Origin of the sequence: Trinickia sp. (assembly GCF_051954495.1) — a bacterium.
GTDB lineage: Bacteria > Pseudomonadota > Gammaproteobacteria > Burkholderiales > Burkholderiaceae > Trinickia.
The window spans coordinates 1-13930 of the sequence record NZ_JBQCHR010000078.1; the positions used below are offsets into that span (position 1 = coordinate 1).

General features: G+C 64.4%; 14 protein-coding genes. 4 read left to right on the forward strand and 10 right to left on the reverse strand.

All coding sequences use genetic code 11. The annotated features are described in order from the left end of the window. The first annotated feature begins 93 nt into the window (after nucleotides 1-93). Entirely contained in the window at nucleotides 94-1422 is a 1329-nt protein-coding gene (locus ACTHNR_RS10700; RefSeq protein ID WP_440547580.1) for an IS4 family transposase, read from the forward strand. Between the two features lie 87 nt (nucleotides 1423-1509). On the opposite strand, the gene ACTHNR_RS10705 is transcribed toward ACTHNR_RS10700, so the two are convergent. Further along, on the reverse strand, nucleotides 1510-2658 hold the full coding sequence (locus ACTHNR_RS10705; RefSeq protein ID WP_440547610.1) for an anhydro-N-acetylmuramic acid kinase: 1149 nt from the start codon (nucleotides 2656-2658) through the stop codon (nucleotides 1510-1512). Nucleotides 2659-2907: 249 nt separating this feature from the next. Here ACTHNR_RS10705 and tyrS point away from each other — a divergent pair, with 249 nt between their 5' ends. From tyrS to ACTHNR_RS10720, 3 genes are all read left to right on the forward strand, one after another. Continuing rightward, nucleotides 2908-4155, forward strand: coding sequence for a tyrosine--tRNA ligase (gene tyrS / locus ACTHNR_RS10710; RefSeq protein ID WP_440547581.1), 1248 nt, complete (start codon nucleotides 2908-2910; stop codon nucleotides 4153-4155). A gap of 91 nt (nucleotides 4156-4246) precedes the next feature. Next, nucleotides 4247-4705 carry a D-aminoacyl-tRNA deacylase gene (gene dtd, locus ACTHNR_RS10715; protein WP_440547582.1) on the forward strand — a complete coding sequence of 153 codons (459 nt, stop codon included), beginning with the start codon at nucleotides 4247-4249 and terminating at the stop codon, nucleotides 4703-4705. Nucleotides 4706-4728: 23 nt separating this feature from the next. After that, complete coding sequence (locus ACTHNR_RS10720; RefSeq protein ID WP_440547583.1) at nucleotides 4729-5397, forward strand: histidine phosphatase family protein; 669 nt, start codon at nucleotides 4729-4731, stop codon at nucleotides 5395-5397. A gap of 13 nt (nucleotides 5398-5410) precedes the next feature. On the opposite strand, the gene ACTHNR_RS10725 is transcribed toward ACTHNR_RS10720, so the two are convergent. From ACTHNR_RS10725 to dusB, 9 genes are all read right to left on the reverse strand, one after another. Beyond that, nucleotides 5411-6352 carry an oxygenase MpaB family protein gene (locus ACTHNR_RS10725; RefSeq protein ID WP_440547584.1) on the reverse strand — a complete coding sequence of 314 codons (942 nt, stop codon included), beginning with the start codon at nucleotides 6350-6352 and terminating at the stop codon, nucleotides 5411-5413. Nucleotides 6353-6400: 48 nt separating this feature from the next. Then, a complete protein-coding gene (ruvB, locus tag ACTHNR_RS10730) occupies nucleotides 6401-7468 on the reverse strand; it encodes a Holliday junction branch migration DNA helicase RuvB (protein ID WP_440547585.1) in 1068 nt (355 codons plus the stop codon). Between the two features lie 71 nt (nucleotides 7469-7539). Further along, nucleotides 7540-8121 carry a Holliday junction branch migration protein RuvA gene (gene ruvA, locus ACTHNR_RS10735; RefSeq protein WP_440547586.1) on the reverse strand — a complete coding sequence of 194 codons (582 nt, stop codon included), beginning with the start codon at nucleotides 8119-8121 and terminating at the stop codon, nucleotides 7540-7542. A gap of 92 nt (nucleotides 8122-8213) precedes the next feature. Further along, a complete protein-coding gene (gene ruvC, locus ACTHNR_RS10740; RefSeq protein ID WP_440547587.1) occupies nucleotides 8214-8756 on the reverse strand; it encodes a crossover junction endodeoxyribonuclease RuvC in 543 nt (180 codons plus the stop codon). Between the two features lie 85 nt (nucleotides 8757-8841). Further along, nucleotides 8842-9993, reverse strand: a complete 1152-nt coding sequence (locus tag ACTHNR_RS10745; RefSeq protein ID WP_440547588.1) for a DSD1 family PLP-dependent enzyme — start codon at nucleotides 9991-9993, stop codon at nucleotides 8842-8844. A gap of 8 nt (nucleotides 9994-10001) precedes the next feature. Continuing rightward, nucleotides 10002-10916 (reverse strand): hypothetical protein, encoded by a 915-nt coding sequence (locus ACTHNR_RS10750; RefSeq protein ID WP_440547589.1) that lies wholly within the window; start codon nucleotides 10914-10916, stop codon nucleotides 10002-10004. A gap of 82 nt (nucleotides 10917-10998) precedes the next feature. Further along, complete coding sequence (gene purH / locus ACTHNR_RS10755) at nucleotides 10999-12564, reverse strand: bifunctional phosphoribosylaminoimidazolecarboxamide formyltransferase/IMP cyclohydrolase (RefSeq protein ID WP_440547590.1); 1566 nt, start codon at nucleotides 12562-12564, stop codon at nucleotides 10999-11001. Nucleotides 12565-12603: 39 nt separating this feature from the next. After that, nucleotides 12604-12837, reverse strand: a complete 234-nt coding sequence (locus ACTHNR_RS10760) for a Fis family transcriptional regulator (protein WP_018439942.1) — start codon at nucleotides 12835-12837, stop codon at nucleotides 12604-12606. Beyond that, nucleotides 12834-13910, reverse strand: coding sequence for a tRNA dihydrouridine synthase DusB (dusB, locus tag ACTHNR_RS10765; RefSeq protein ID WP_440547611.1), 1077 nt, complete (start codon nucleotides 13908-13910; stop codon nucleotides 12834-12836). The genes ACTHNR_RS10760 and dusB overlap by 4 nt, the downstream gene beginning before the upstream one ends. Nucleotides 13911-13930 lie beyond the last annotated feature (20 nt).

Here is a 13930-nt window from a genome sequence, read left to right on the forward strand (position 1 = left end):
TAATGCCGTTCAGTTAAGCACTGAACGGCATTTTTGCATGTGGGTCAGGAAGATGTTGTAAACCGCGCGCCGAGCTGTTAACTTTTCGGCGCGATGCTCTCCAATCACCTGACCTTTCTGCTCGAAGCGGAGCAGCCGGCCGATCTGAGTCGGCTGGCGGAGCACCTTCCATACGAGTGGATCGAGCGCGCGGTGCAGGCAACGGGTACGGCAAGCATCCGGCGCCGACGGTTGCCGGCGGAACAGGTGGTATGGCTGGTGATCGCGCTAGCGATGTATCGCCATTGGTCGATCAGCGAGGTGTTGGACAACCTGGATCTGGCGCTGCCTAACGAGGCTACGCCATTTGTCAGCAAGAGCGCAGTGGCGCAGGCACGCCAGCGCGTGGGCGATGCGCCGTTGGCATGGTTGTTCGAACAGACAGCGCGAGCCTGGTGCCAGCACGATGCTGCTGCTCATGCGTTCAAGGGACTCAGCCTGTGGGCCATGGATGGCACCACTCTTCGCACAGCCGACAGTCCCGCCAATCGCGAGCATTTCGGCGCCCAGGTGTATGCCAGTGGCAAATTAGCCAGCTACCCGCAGGTGCGAGCCGTTACGCTCACTGCCATTCCGACACATCTAGTGGCGAGCATCGGCTTCGGCCGCTATGACACCAACGAGATGGTGTACGCCAAGAATCTGCTACCGCAGATACCGGATGATTCGCTGACCGTATTCGATAAGGGCTTCTTGGCCGCTGAGATCTTGTGCGGCCTGACGGCCAACGGGCATAACCGCCACTTCCTGATTCCCGCCAAGTCCAATACCTGCTGGGAGGTGATGGACGGTACCGCCGACGATGCGACGGTGCGCATGCGCGTCTCGCCCCAGGCACGCAAGAAGTGCTCGGCCCTGCCTGAGTTCTGGGACGCGCGGGCCATTCGAGCCATTGACGCGCGGGGCCGCACGCGCATCTTGCTGACCTCTTTGCGCGATCGTCGACGTTTCAAGCCGGCCGACATCGTCGCTTGCTACGAGCGTCGTTGGCAAATCGAGACCAGTTACCGAGAACTGAAGCAATCGATGCTGGGTACGGAGCTCACCCTGCGTAGCCGCACCGTCGAGGGAGTGTCCCAGGAAATCTGGGGCGCTTTGATCGCCTACAACCTCATTCGTCGTGAGATCGCTAGCGCTGCGTTCGAAGCAAAGCTCGAGCCCACCGAGATCAGCTTCGTGCGAGCCTTCCACGTGATTCAGCACGAAATGATGTGGGCCGCCGTGACACCGGCCTTCGCGAAACTGCCAGCATGCCTGCAGCGCTTGCGTGAACGCCTTAAGTCGCTGCCCAACGGAAAACGGCCCGGTCGCAAATGCGACCGGGCCGTCAAATCGCGACCACTTCGCTACACCGTTCGGTACCTCAAAAGGAACCTTAACTGAACGGCATTAGGGCTTAGGCCCCGTTTTTAATTTGGGCGCTCAGAGTGCTCCGGCTTCCCGGCGGGGGGCCACCGGGCCGGCCGCTCTTCATCGAGGGTAGATCGCCCCCAGCACCCGTTCGCCCGCCGCACCTGTCACGGCCGGCAAGTTCCCGGCCGTGCGCGCGACGCATCGCATGGCTAGCCACGCGAACGCGAGCGACTCCACATGATGCGGCGGTACGCCGAGCGCCTCGGTCGTCATGACGGGGACGCCGCTCACCCCGGTTTGATCGAGCGCGCGCTCGAGCGCCTTCAGCAGTTCAGGATTGCGGGCGCCGCCCCCGCAGACGAAGACGCCTCGGCAGAGCGGCGCGTGCCGCTCGATTTCGCGGGCGATGCTGACGGCGGTCAGGGCAAGCAACGTCGCTTGGACGTCGGCCGGGGCGAGCGCCTCGAAGCCGGCCAGCTTGGCGTCGAGCCATTCGGTGTTGAACAGGTCGCGCCCTGTGCTTTTCGGCGGCGCTTGCTCGAAGAACGGTTCGGCGAGCAGCGCGTTCAGCAGCGTTTGGTTGACTGTACCGCCCGCGGCGAAACGGCCGCCTTCGTCAAAGGGTGCCCCCAGGTGACGTTGCGCCCATTCGTCGAGCAGAACATTGGCGGGACCGCAGTCGAACCCGCGAACGACTTCCGAGGCCTGGGCCGCGCGGCCCGAATATTCGTCGTTGCGGCCCGAGGACTGCGCGCGCGTAGGCGGCAAAACGGTGATGTTGCTGATGCCGCCGAGATTGCAGACGACGCGCATTTCGTCAGGCGCACCGAAAATCTGCGCATGGAAGGCCGGAACGAGCGGTGCGCCTTGACCGCCGGCCGCGACGTCGCGGCTGCGGAAATCGGCGATGACGTCGATATGCGTCATTTCGGCGAGCAACGCCGGGTTGTTGATTTGCCGTGTGTAGCCTTTTTCGGGACGATGGCGCACGGTTTGTCCGTGTACGCCGATCGCGCGGACGCCGCTAGGCGGGACGTTCGCGCTGCGCAGCAGTTCATGGCAACAGACGGCGTAGCGCGCAGCCAGCGCCGACGCGGCAAGCGCTTCGCGCTCGATTTCGTTTTCGCCGGGCTGTTGCAATGCGAACAGGGCGTCGCGCAGGCCATCGGCAAAGCCGACGAACGCGTCGGCCAGCACGCGCGGCGCCTCGCCGGTGCGGAACTCGACGGCAATGCCGTCGACGCCGTCCATGCTCGTGCCGGACATCAATCCGAAATACACGCCGTCGGCGCCGGTTCGATCGGTGCTTGCCGCCAATTGTCGCTCCTCGTCGTCGTTGCTGACCGTGCGGGTGCGCCGAAGAAAGACAAAGCGCTGCGTACCCGCCCGCCGGACCGATTATCCGCGAGAACGCCCCGATGCGCTAAGGACGCCGCCGATTCGCTAGCTGCTGCGCCAGATATGGGACAATTGAGGCTTTTGCACCGTCCCACAGCCGGATCAACCGATTTCCAGATGAGCACCGAGTCCACTTCCAAGCCCGCCATGCCGCTTCCGATCACGGACGAGGTGCGGCACGCCCTCGCCGTCGCCAAGCGCGGCGCCGATGAATTGCTGATCGAAGAGGAGTTCGCGCAGAAGCTCGCGCGCAGCGCGGCCACCGGTACGCCGCTGCGGATCAAGCTCGGCCTCGATCCGACCGCCCCCGACATCCACATCGGTCATACCGTCGTGCTGAACAAGATGCGCCAACTTCAGGATCTTGGCCATACGGTCATTTTCCTGATCGGCGATTTCACGTCGCTGATCGGCGATCCGTCGGGCCGCAACGCCACGCGGCCCCCGCTCACGCGCGAGCAAATCGAATCGAACGCGAAAACGTACTTCGAGCAAGCGGCCCTCGTGCTCGACCGCGAGAAGACCGAAATCCGCTACAACAGCGAATGGTCGATGCCGCTGGGCGCCGACGGCATGATCAAGCTTGCTTCGCGCTATACCGTAGCGCGCATGCTCGAGCGTGACGATTTCACGAAGCGTTTCCAGAGCGGCGTGCCGATTTCGATCCACGAGTTCCTCTATCCGCTGATGCAAGGCTATGACTCGGTGGCGCTCAATGCCGACCTCGAGCTCGGCGGCACCGACCAAAAATTCAATTTGCTCGTCGGCCGCGAACTGCAAAAGCAATACGGGCAGGAGCAGCAATGCATCTTGACGATGCCGCTGCTGGAAGGGCTCGACGGCGTCGACAAAATGTCGAAGTCGAAGAACAACTACGTGGGCATCAGCGAAAAGCCGACCGACATGTTCGGCAAGCTCATGAGCATCTCCGACACGCTCATGTGGCGTTACTTCGAACTGCTGTCGTTCCGCAGCCTCGACGAGATCGCGCGGTTCAGGCGCGAAGCCGAGGAAGGGCGCAATCCGCGCGATTTCAAGGTGCTGCTCGGTCAGGAAATCGTCGCGCGTTTCCATTCGCAGGCCGATGCCGAGCGTGCGCTCGAGGATTTCAATCATCGTGCGAAAGGCGGCGTGCCCGACGACATCGCGTCGGTCACCTTGAGCGGCGCGCCGATCGCGATCGGCCAGTTGCTCAAGCAGGCGGGGCTCGTTCCTTCCACGAGCGAGGCGTTGCGCAATATCGACCAGAGCGGCGTGCGGATCGACGGTACGGTTATTTCGGACCGAGCGCTCAAGGTCGAGGCCGGCGAGTACGTGGTGCAGGTGGGCAAGCGCCGCTTCGCGCGCGTGACGGTTACGGCGTAAGGATGGCCGAGTTCATCTCGAGCGCCACGGCTATGACCTGCATGCGTGGGGCGGCCGCATCCCCTTGGCGATGCGGTCGGGAGGCATGTCGATGATCGCCTTGATCCAGCGGGTGACGCAGGCCAGCGTGCGCGTGGGCGAGCGCATCACGGGCGAAATCGGCCCGGGGCTGCTCGCGCTCGTATGCGCCGAACGCGGCGATAGCGAGGCGAGCGCGGACAAGTTGCTCGCCAAGCTGCTCGGCTATCGTGTGTTCAGCGATGCAGCCGGCAAGATGAATCTGCCCGTGACGAACATCGACGGGGCGGGTCGCGCCGGCGGCTTGCTGCTCGTTTCGCAGTTCACGCTCGCGGCCGATACGAACAGCGGCTTGCGGCCGAGCTTCACGCCGGCGGCGGCGCCCGACGAGGGTAAGCGGCTCTTCGACTACTTCGTCGCCTCAGCCCGTGCATCACACCCTATCGTCGAAACGGGCGAATTCGGCGCGCAAATGCAGGTGTCGCTCGTCAATGACGGCCCTGTCACTTTCTGGTTGCAAACGCGGCCCTGACTTCTTTTTTCGGATCGCTGCCGATGCCGACGCAAGTTCTCTTTATTCGACATGGCGAGACGTCTTGGAACCGCATCAAGCGCATTCAAGGCCATATCGACATTCCGCTGGCCGATACCGGTTTGGAGCAAGCACGGCAGCTAGCCGAGCGGCTATCGCGCGAGGTGCGCGGCGGTGCGCGGCTGGATGCGATCTACTCGAGCGACCTGCAGCGTGCGCAGCAAACGGCGGGGCCCACGGCATCGGTGCTCGGGCTTGCGCCGCGGCTCGTCGAAGGTTTGCGCGAGCGTGCCTATGGCGTATTTCAAGGGCACGACAGCGCGGAGATCGAGCAACGGTTCCCCGATGCTTACGCACGCTGGCAAACGCGCGATCCGGGGTTTTCGCCGGAAGGCGGCGAATCGGTTCGTGCCTTTTATCACCGGGTCGTTCACGCCGTGACGAAGATAGTCGAAGCGCACGCGGGCGAACGTATCGCGTGCGTCACGCATGGCGGTGTGCTCGATTGCGTCTATCGCTATGCAAAGGGCCTCGAACTCGACGCACCGCGCAACTACGCATTGCTCAACACGAGCATCAATACGGTCGAGTTCAGCGATGACGGTACGGCGCGCGTGCTCGATTGGGCCGATGTAGAGCATTTGGGCGGGGCCAGCGATGACGATGGGCTGGTAAAGCGCGTACGCGCCTGATTCGCGACCTTTCCTAACGCAGCGTCCCACCCTCCGCGCGCCGGCGCGCGCGCTTGGACACGGCATTGACGTGCGCCCAGCGAATGACGGGCCCGATGATCCGCACCCCCGGGCGCGCGAGCGCCGCACGCGTGCGCGCAAGCGGCGTGAAGCCGAGCATCCGCTGCGCCCAATCGGGCAGCAAGTCCACGCCGGCGTTCAACATCAACCCGACCGCCGGCCGCATGAGCGGACGATCCGGCGGGGCGGCCCGCCGCAGAACACGCACGACTTCTTCCGTTCGCGGTCCCCCCTGGAGTTCGGGGCGCATCGCACCCAGGTATTCGGCCACTTGCGCCCGCGATTCGGGGACTTCGACCGCACCCAGCAGCTTGGCGATCAGCGCGACCTCCGCGTAGTAGCGATCCTGCAAAGCGGGCGCGAGCGAGGGGTTCACATAGCGCAGATGCGCTGCCAAGAAGCTCGACACTTCGGCGACATGCACCCACGTGAGCAGCGCCGGATCGCTTGCGCGATACGGACGTCCGTCCGGCGCGACGCCAGTCACAGCGAGGTGGATTCGTTTGACGCGCTCGATCAGCGCCAGCGCGTCGGCGCTCGCACCGTACGTCGTCCCTGCGATGAACGTCGCCGTACGCCGCAGGCGTCCACGCATGTCGGTGCGAAACGTCGAATGGTCCCAAACGCCGGCGAGCGCCAGCGGATGCAGCGCTTGCAGCATCAGCGCACTGATGCCGCCGATCATCATCGACGTGAAATCGGCATGCACCTGCCAGCAGACGGAGTCGGGGCCGAATAGACCCGGATCGCCGGGCGGATTCGCGTAGTCGAGCGTGGGGCCGCTGCCGCTCGTCACGCTAAGCACGCTTTGCGAGATTCGCTCGCGCAAGCGCATGACGAACGGGGGAATCGGTGTGTCTTGCCCGCTGCCGCCTGGTTTCGCCGGTTCGGACATCGCAGGGCAACCTTCAGGAAAGGGGAGGGGCGGCGAATGGCGGCGGCGTTACGCGCGGCCCTCGTCGTCCCACAACGTGCGCACGGTGCTCGAAGCGTCGGGCGCGGCCAGGCCGAAATGGCGGTAGGCCGCCAGCGTGGCGACGCGCCCGCGCGGCGTGCGTTGCAAGAATCCCTGCTGGATCAGGTACGGTTCCAGCACGTCTTCGATCGTATCGCGCTCCTCGCCGATGGCCGCGGCCAGGTTGTCGACGCCCACGGGGCCGCCGTCGAACTTGTGGAGGATGGCTTCGAGCAGCTTGCGGTCCATCAGATCGAAGCCGACGGGATCGACGTCGAGCATGGCCAGCGCGGCGTCGGCAACCGGCGCGGTAATCGAGCCGTCGGCCTTGACCTCGGCGTAGTCGCGCACGCGGCGCAGCAAGCGGTTGGCGATCCGCGGCGTGCCGCGAGAGCGTTTGGCGATTTCGAGCGCGCCGTCAGGATGAATCTGCGCGCCGAGGAGCGCCGCCGAGCGCCGCACGATGCGCGCGAGCTGCTCGGCGTCGTAGAACTCGAGGCGCGCGACGATGCCGAAGCGATCGCGCAGCGGGTTCGTCAGCATACCCGCGCGCGTCGTCGCACCGACTAGCGTGAAAGGCTGCAGATCGAGTTTCACGCTGCGCGCGGCCGGCCCCTCGCCGATCATGATGTCAATCTGATAATCCTCGAGCGCGGGATACAGGATTTCCTCGACGACGGGCGAGAGCCGATGAATTTCATCGATGAATAGGACGTCGTTCGCTTCCAGATTCGTGAGCAGCGCGGCCAAATCGCCCGCGCGTTCGAGCACGGGCCCCGACGTCTGCCGCAAATTCACGCCCATTTCGCGCGCGATGATGTGCGCGAGCGTCGTCTTGCCGAGGCCCGGGGGGCCGAACAGCAGCACGTGATCGAGCGCCTCGGAGCGGCGTTTCGCGGCTTCGATGAAGATCTCGAGCTGCCCGCGCACCTTCTCCTGCCCGACGTACTCGTCGAGCTGACGCGGGCGCAGCGCGCGCTCGAACGCTTCTTCGTGCGTCGAGGCGGGCGTGGCGGAAATGATGCGCTCGGCGGCGAGCTTGTCGGTTTCGATCATGCGTGCCATTGTACCGCGCGCGCAGGCGGCTCAGAGGGGCGCCCCCCGCGCGCGAAGGCGATGCGCCGAGCCTACGCCTTCGACAGCGCCTTGAGCGCGAGCTTGATGCCTTCGGAGACGCCCGTGCCGGCCGGCACGTTCTTGATCGCCGCCAGCGCCTCTTTCTCCGAGTATCCGAGCGCGAGCAGGGCGTTGAGGATGTCGGAGGCGTGATCCGACGGCGAGGCGGCCGCCGCGGCCGCGCCGATATCGGCGCCGAGCTTGCCCTTGAGTTCCAGCATCAGCCGTTCGGCGGTTTTCTTGCCGATGCCGGGCACGCGCGTAAGGCGCGCGGCGTCTTGCAGCGTGACGGCTTGGGCGAGTTCCTGCACGCTCATGCCGGAGAGGACGGCCAGCGCCATGCGGGCGCCGATGCCGCTGATCTTGAGCAATTCGCGAAATGTCGCTCGCTCTTGCGCCGTACCGAAGCCGTACAGCAAGTGGGCATCCTCGCGCACGATCAACTGCGTGAGCAGGACCACTTTGTCGCCCGTGGACGGCAGGTTGTAGAACGTGCTCATCGGCACGTCGACTTCGTAGCCGACGCCGTTGCAATCGACGAGCAGATGGGGCGGATTCTTTTCGAGCAGAATGCCGGCGATGCGACCGATCATGGGAAGTGGGCGTGGACCGAAAGCGCGAGTGTAGCGCACCGCGGCGCTCGTCCGGCAACCTAGCGCCGATGTGGCGAAGCTGGCTTGGTTCGCTATCCCACGAGGCGGCCGCGCCGCACGCGCAGCCCTTTCTTGGCGAGCGCGGGTGCAATTTCGCCGAGCGTATTGAGCGTATTGCCGCCATGGGCGTGGCAAATAGCCATGCCGAGCGCGTCGGCCGCGTCGGTGCCCGGCACGCCGGTCAAGCTCAGCAGCCGCACGACCATTTGCTGCATTTGATCCTTCGTCGCGCGGCCGTATCCGACGACAGCCTGTTTCAGCTGCAGCGCGGTGTACTCGGCTACCGGCACGCCGCCGGATACGAGCCCGCAGATCGCCGCGCCGCGCGCTTGGCCGAGCAGAAGCGTCGATTGCGGATTGACGTTGACGAAGACTTTTTCGATGGCCGATTGATCGGGCGCGTGCTGACGGATCAACGCCGACACGCCCTCGAAAATCGTGCCGAGACGGGAGGGTAGATCGCCGTCGCCCGTGCGAATGACGCCGCTCGTCACATAGGTGAGCCGCTGACCCGTCTGCTCGATGACGCCAAAACCCGTGACGCGCAAGCCCGGGTCGATGCCGAGGATTCTCATGTACAAAAACCGGACGAAGTGCCCGGAATACTACAACGAACGAGGCGGCGCGCCTATCGGACGATCCGAGTGCCGCCCCGCTCCCTCAAAGCCGGCCGCGCGCCTCGATCGGCCAGATATCGACGAGCGTGTCGCCATCGACCACGTGGTACCGATCGTACAGATTGACCGTGGGATCGCAGTGCGGGGTGACGAATTCGATGTGTGCGCCGAGGGAAGGCCGATGCGCAGCATCGACGGTGAGTCTGCCGTGCTCGTCGCCGAAAAACGCATACTCGGACGGGCCGCCGACGCCGCGTGCAGCGACGGGCAAGCCGCTGTCGGTGGCGAATGCCTTCGTGCCGGCGTCGATCGTGACCCACGACGGGGCCTGCGTGCTGACGACCGTGCTCTGCACGAACAGCGAAGTTTCGAACGGCGCGGCGCGGCCGTCACCGGCCAAGACATGCTCGTACTCGGCGTCCATGAACACGTAGGAGCCGGGCTGCATCTCTGTGAACACACCGGCTGCAGCGTCCATATCGTGCGTGCCCGTTCCGACCCCTGTCACGATCTCGATCGGCATGCCGGCCGATTCGAGCGACGCGACGAGCGCCGCCACGGTGCTGCGCAGTTGTGCCGCCGCTTCGTCGCGCCGCGTGCGGCCTTCGATATGTTGCAGATGTCCGCCGTAGGCTTGCACGCCGCGCAGAGTCAGCGAACCGGATTCGACTATCGCGCGTGCCAGTTCCAGCGCGGCGCGTTCATCGACGACGCCGGTTCGGTGATACCCCGAGTGATAGTCGATGAGCACGTCCAGAGGGTAGGCAAGCCGTGCCGCATGGACGGCCAGCTCCGCCACGTTACGGGCGTCGTCCACGACGACCATCAACTGGCGTGGGCCGGCTTCTTCTGCGAGCCCGACGAGCCTGCGCAGCTTGTTCGAACTGACGATGGGCGAGGTGACGAGCACGCTCGGCACACGGGCTTCGATCATCGCCTCCGCTTCGCCGAGGGTGGCGCAGCTTACGCCGAGCGCGCCGGCCTCGATCTGCATATGGGCAATGCGAGCCGACTTGTGGCTCTTCACGTGAGGGCGCAACCCGATGCCGTGGTCATTGGCCGTCGCCGCCATCTTCGCGATGTTGCGTTCGAGCGCGGCGCGATCGAGCACCAGCGCGGGGGTGTCGAGCATGCGCCGGCTGCCGGCGACGCCGAGCAAGTAGGCATTCGGGCCTAGGGAGGGAAAAGTTAACACGAGCACTCCTACGTGCGAGGTCCGACGACTTTATCGAAAAACGTCGTGGGCATGTGTTGATGGACGCGGGCGTCGACTAGGCGGTCGCGCATGTTTGCTACGGGAATGCCGGCAGTCGCCATCCTGTCGACAATGCTGCGCAGCGCCTTGCGAACGCTGCTTTCCGTATCGGGGACCAACCGCCGCATCGAACACGTGATCGCATCGGCGTCGCAACCCAGCGCCAGTAAAAAGGCGACCTCGTGCTCAAGGCCGGATAGCCTCCCGATACCGTCGATGACTTCGCTATCCACGCGCTCGATGCTGCAACCGCACCCGAACTGAGACCAATATTCGGGGAATAGCGCCGTAAATCGAGCGAGGTTCGTTTCATAGGCGCAATAGACGACGCCCAGGACCGATTTCGACGGACGGTGCTTTAGCAAGAATTTATCGAATATGAGCGCGCTCAGTCCCGTATCGTATCGATGGATATTGAGCACCGATGTGAGCGCCGCAACGTCGCCACGCTCGATCAAGCGCTGGTCCTCGCGCACATAGCAGTCGGCGAACGCCGCCGTCCCTTCACAGGGCATGTCGCGATCCATTCGTCCGATCACGTCCTTGCCGCACGGCAGCCCGACTATGCGCCCGTAGGAGTCGCTAGCTGTGAAATGGCGCGACCGAATATCCTTTGCCCCGGCAATGACGCCACTGCTTGACGATGCGACTTCAATCGTTCGAGCGAACCGTTCGATGAACGAACGATGTTCGTGTGTGAAGTGCTCCGGCTCAACGAGGGAATAGGGCATAGGTGGGATCTCGGTCGTGGTGCGAGCGCTAAGCATGACAGCACCTTTGTCGCGGCAGCCCGTATTTGGCCAAAAACCGGACCGATGGAAGCGAGCAAAATGCCCCCGGCGCAAGATGTCTGCAAAGGGCATAAAAAAACCCGGCCGAGGCCGGGTCTGTCCGCGAGCGATGCGAACTCGCACGCTTGAACGATCGATACTGCTTCGGTAGCGATCAGTGACGGAAATGCCGCACGCCCGTCATGACCATGGCGATGTTGTGTTCGTCGGCCGCGGCGATCACTTCGTCGTCGCGCATCGAACCGCCCGGGTGGATGACGCAAGTGGCGCCTGCCGCCACGACGACGTCGAGCCCGTCGCGGAACGGGAAGAATGCATCGGAGGCCACGGCCGAACCCTTCAGCGAAAGCCCGGCATTTTCGGCCTTGATGCTCGCGATGCGCGCCGAATCCACGCGGCTCATCTGACCGGCGCCGACGCCGAGCGTCATGCCTTTGCCGCAGAACACGATCGCATTGGATTTCACGAACTTCGCGACGCGCCAGGCGAACATCAGATCGTCCATTTCCTGCGGCGTGGGGTGACGCTTCGTCACCACGCGCAAGTCACGCGGCAGCACGTTGCGCGCATCGGGCGACTGGACGAGCAACCCGCCGCCGACACGCTTGAAGTCGTACGTGTTGTGACCGTCGCCCAAGGCGATCTCGAGCACGCGGACGTTTTGCTTGGCGGCGAACACTTGCTTGGCGGCATCGGTCAGCGACGGTGCGATCAGGACTTCGACGAACTGCTTGACGACGGCTTGAGCAGCCGCTTCGTCCACTTCGCGATTGAACGCGATGATCCCGCCGAACGCCGAAGTCGGGTCCGTTTGGAATGCCTTCGCGTAGGCCTGCGCAGGACCTTCCGCCACGGCCACGCCGCACGGATTCGCATGTTTGACGATGACGCAGGCCGGCGCGTCGAACGTCTTCACGCATTCCCATGCCGCGTCGGAATCGGCGATGTTGTTGTACGACAGTTCCTTGCCCTGCAGTTGACGGTAGCCGGCCAGCGCGCCCGCGGGCATCTTCATGTCCCGGTAGAACGCCGCGCTTTGATGCGGATTCTCGCCGTAGCGCAGGTCCTGAACCTTCTCGAATGCGACGTTGAGCGTGTTCGGATAGGCGACGCGCGACGAGTGTTGCAGCGCTTCGGTCAGGCTCGTCAGATAGTTCGTGATCGCGCCGTCGTATTGCGCCGTATGCGCGAACACCTTCGTCGCCAAGCGGAAATTGGTCGTATAGCCGACGCTGTTGCCGTTCGCGCGCATTTCTTCGAGCACGGTTTCGTAATCGGCCGGATCGACGACGACGGTGACGTCGCGGTGATTTTTCGCCGCCGAGCGCAGCATCGTCGGGCCGCCGATGTCGATATTTTCGATGGCATCCTCGAGCGTGCAGTCGTCCTTCGAAACGGTCGCGACGAAGGGGTAAAGATTCACGACGAGCAAGTCGATCGTCGGAATGTCGTGCGCTTCGAGGGCCGCCATGTGCTCGGGCAAATCGCGGCGGGCGAGAATGCCGCCGTGCACCTTCGGGTGCAGCGTCTTGACGCGCCCGTCGAGCATTTCGGGAAAGCCCGTGTAGTCGGCCACCTCGGTGACGGGAAGACCGGCTTCGGCGAGCAGCTTCGCCGTGCCGCCCGTCGACAGAATCTTGACGCCGAGCGAGGACAGCGAACGAGCGAATTCGACGATGCCCGACTTGTCGGAAACGGAAATGAGCGCTTGCTTGATCATGATGGGAACGATGGCCGGAAAGGAAACGAGGGTGGCGCGTTACAGCAGGCCGTGCTGCTGCAGCTTCTTGCGCAACGTGTTGCGGTTGATGCCGAGATAATCGGCGGCCAGCGACTGATTGCCGCCCGCCTGCTCGAGCACCACCTCGAGCATCGGTTTTTCGACGCAGGACATCACCATGTCGTACACGTCGTGAGGGTTGGCGCCGTCGAGGTCCTGGAAATACATGCCCAGGCTGTCGCGGACGCATTGTTCGATGTTGTGCTTGCTCATGCTGCTAAGGGTTCGTTTCGGTTCGGCTCGCCGCGCTGGGCCGTGTTTTCGGTCGAATCTTCGTCGACATAGACGAGGCGGTCCGACAGCGCCAGCTGCTCGTCGAAAAAAGCGTTGACGGCGACGAGCTGCTCGCGCGTGGTATCGAGCGTGTTCATCCGGTGCCGGAACGCATTGGCGCCGGAAAGGCCGCGAGTGTACCAGCCGATGTGCTTGCGCGCCGTTCGCACGCCCGTGTATTCACCGTAAAACGCGTAGTGATCTTCGAGATGCTCGTTCATCACCTGCCGGATTTCGGCGATGCGCGGCGGCGGCAGCAACTCGCCCGTCGTCAGAAAATGCTCGATTTCGCGAAAGAGCCAAGGGCGCCCCTGCGCGGCCCGGCCGATCATGATCGCGTCCGCGCCCGTGGCGGCGAGCACCGCGCGCGCCTTGGCCGGCGAATCGATGTCGCCGTTCGCGACGACGGGGATGCGCACGGCCGCCTTGACGGCCGCGATCGTTTCGTACTCGGCCTCGCCGTGGTAGAGGTCGGCGCGCGTACGCCCGTGGACCGTCAGCATCGAAATGCCGGCGTCCTGCGCCAATCGGGCGATGCGCACGGCGTTGCGGTTGTCGCGGTTCCAGCCCGTGCGGATTTTCAGCGTGACCGGCACCGCGCCGGGGCCGACGCCGACCGCGCCGACCACCGCTTCGACGATGCGCACGACGAGCGGCTCGTTTTGCAGCAGCGCGGACCCCGCCGCGACGTTGCAAACTTTCTTGGCCGGGCAACCCATGTTGATGTCGATGATTTGCGCGCCGTTCTCGACGTTGTAGCGCGCCGCTTCGGCCATCATGGCCGGATCGGCGCCCGCGATTTGCACGGCGATCGGCTCGACCTCGCCGGCGTGATTGGCGCGGCGCATCGTCTTCTCGCTCTTCCAAAGCTGCGCATTGGACGCGACCATCTCGGAGACGGCGTAGCCCGCGCCCAGCCGCTTGCAGAGCTGGCGAAACGGCCTATCCGTCACGCCCGCCATCGGGGCGACGAAGAGGTTGTTGCGCAAAGTGTGCGAGCCGAGCGTTGGCATCATCGAATGGAGCGGCTGCC

Excerpts from the sequence above, each read along its gene's own strand:
- purH (WP_440547590.1), bottom strand. The coding sequence starts at position 12,564 with ATGATCAAGCAAGCGCTCATTTCCGTTTCCGACAAGTCGGGCATCGTC.
- ACTHNR_RS10705 (WP_440547610.1), bottom strand. The coding sequence starts at position 2,658 with ATGTCCGGCACGAGCATGGACGGCGTCGACGGCATTGCCGTCGAGTTC.
- ruvA (WP_440547586.1), bottom strand. The coding sequence starts at position 8,121 with ATGATCGGTCGCATCGCCGGCATTCTGCTCGAAAAGAATCCGCCCCAT.
- ruvB (WP_440547585.1), bottom strand. The coding sequence starts at position 7,468 with ATGATCGAAACCGACAAGCTCGCCGCCGAGCGCATCATTTCCGCCACG.
- ruvC (WP_440547587.1), bottom strand. The coding sequence starts at position 8,756 with ATGAGAATCCTCGGCATCGACCCGGGCTTGCGCGTCACGGGTTTTGGC.
- ACTHNR_RS10700 (WP_440547580.1), top strand. The coding sequence starts at position 94 with ATGCTCTCCAATCACCTGACCTTTCTGCTCGAAGCGGAGCAGCCGGCC.
- ACTHNR_RS10725 (WP_440547584.1), bottom strand. The coding sequence starts at position 6,352 with ATGTCCGAACCGGCGAAACCAGGCGGCAGCGGGCAAGACACACCGATT.
- ACTHNR_RS10760 (WP_018439942.1), bottom strand. The coding sequence starts at position 12,837 with ATGAGCAAGCACAACATCGAACAATGCGTCCGCGACAGCCTGGGCATG.
- dusB (WP_440547611.1), bottom strand. The coding sequence starts at position 13,910 with ATGCCAACGCTCGGCTCGCACACTTTGCGCAACAACCTCTTCGTCGCC.
- ACTHNR_RS10750 (WP_440547589.1), bottom strand. The coding sequence starts at position 10,916 with ATGCCCTTTGCAGACATCTTGCGCCGGGGGCATTTTGCTCGCTTCCAT.
- tyrS (WP_440547581.1), top strand. The coding sequence starts at position 2,908 with ATGAGCACCGAGTCCACTTCCAAGCCCGCCATGCCGCTTCCGATCACG.
- dtd (WP_440547582.1), top strand. The coding sequence starts at position 4,247 with ATGATCGCCTTGATCCAGCGGGTGACGCAGGCCAGCGTGCGCGTGGGC.
- ACTHNR_RS10720 (WP_440547583.1), top strand. The coding sequence starts at position 4,729 with ATGCCGACGCAAGTTCTCTTTATTCGACATGGCGAGACGTCTTGGAAC.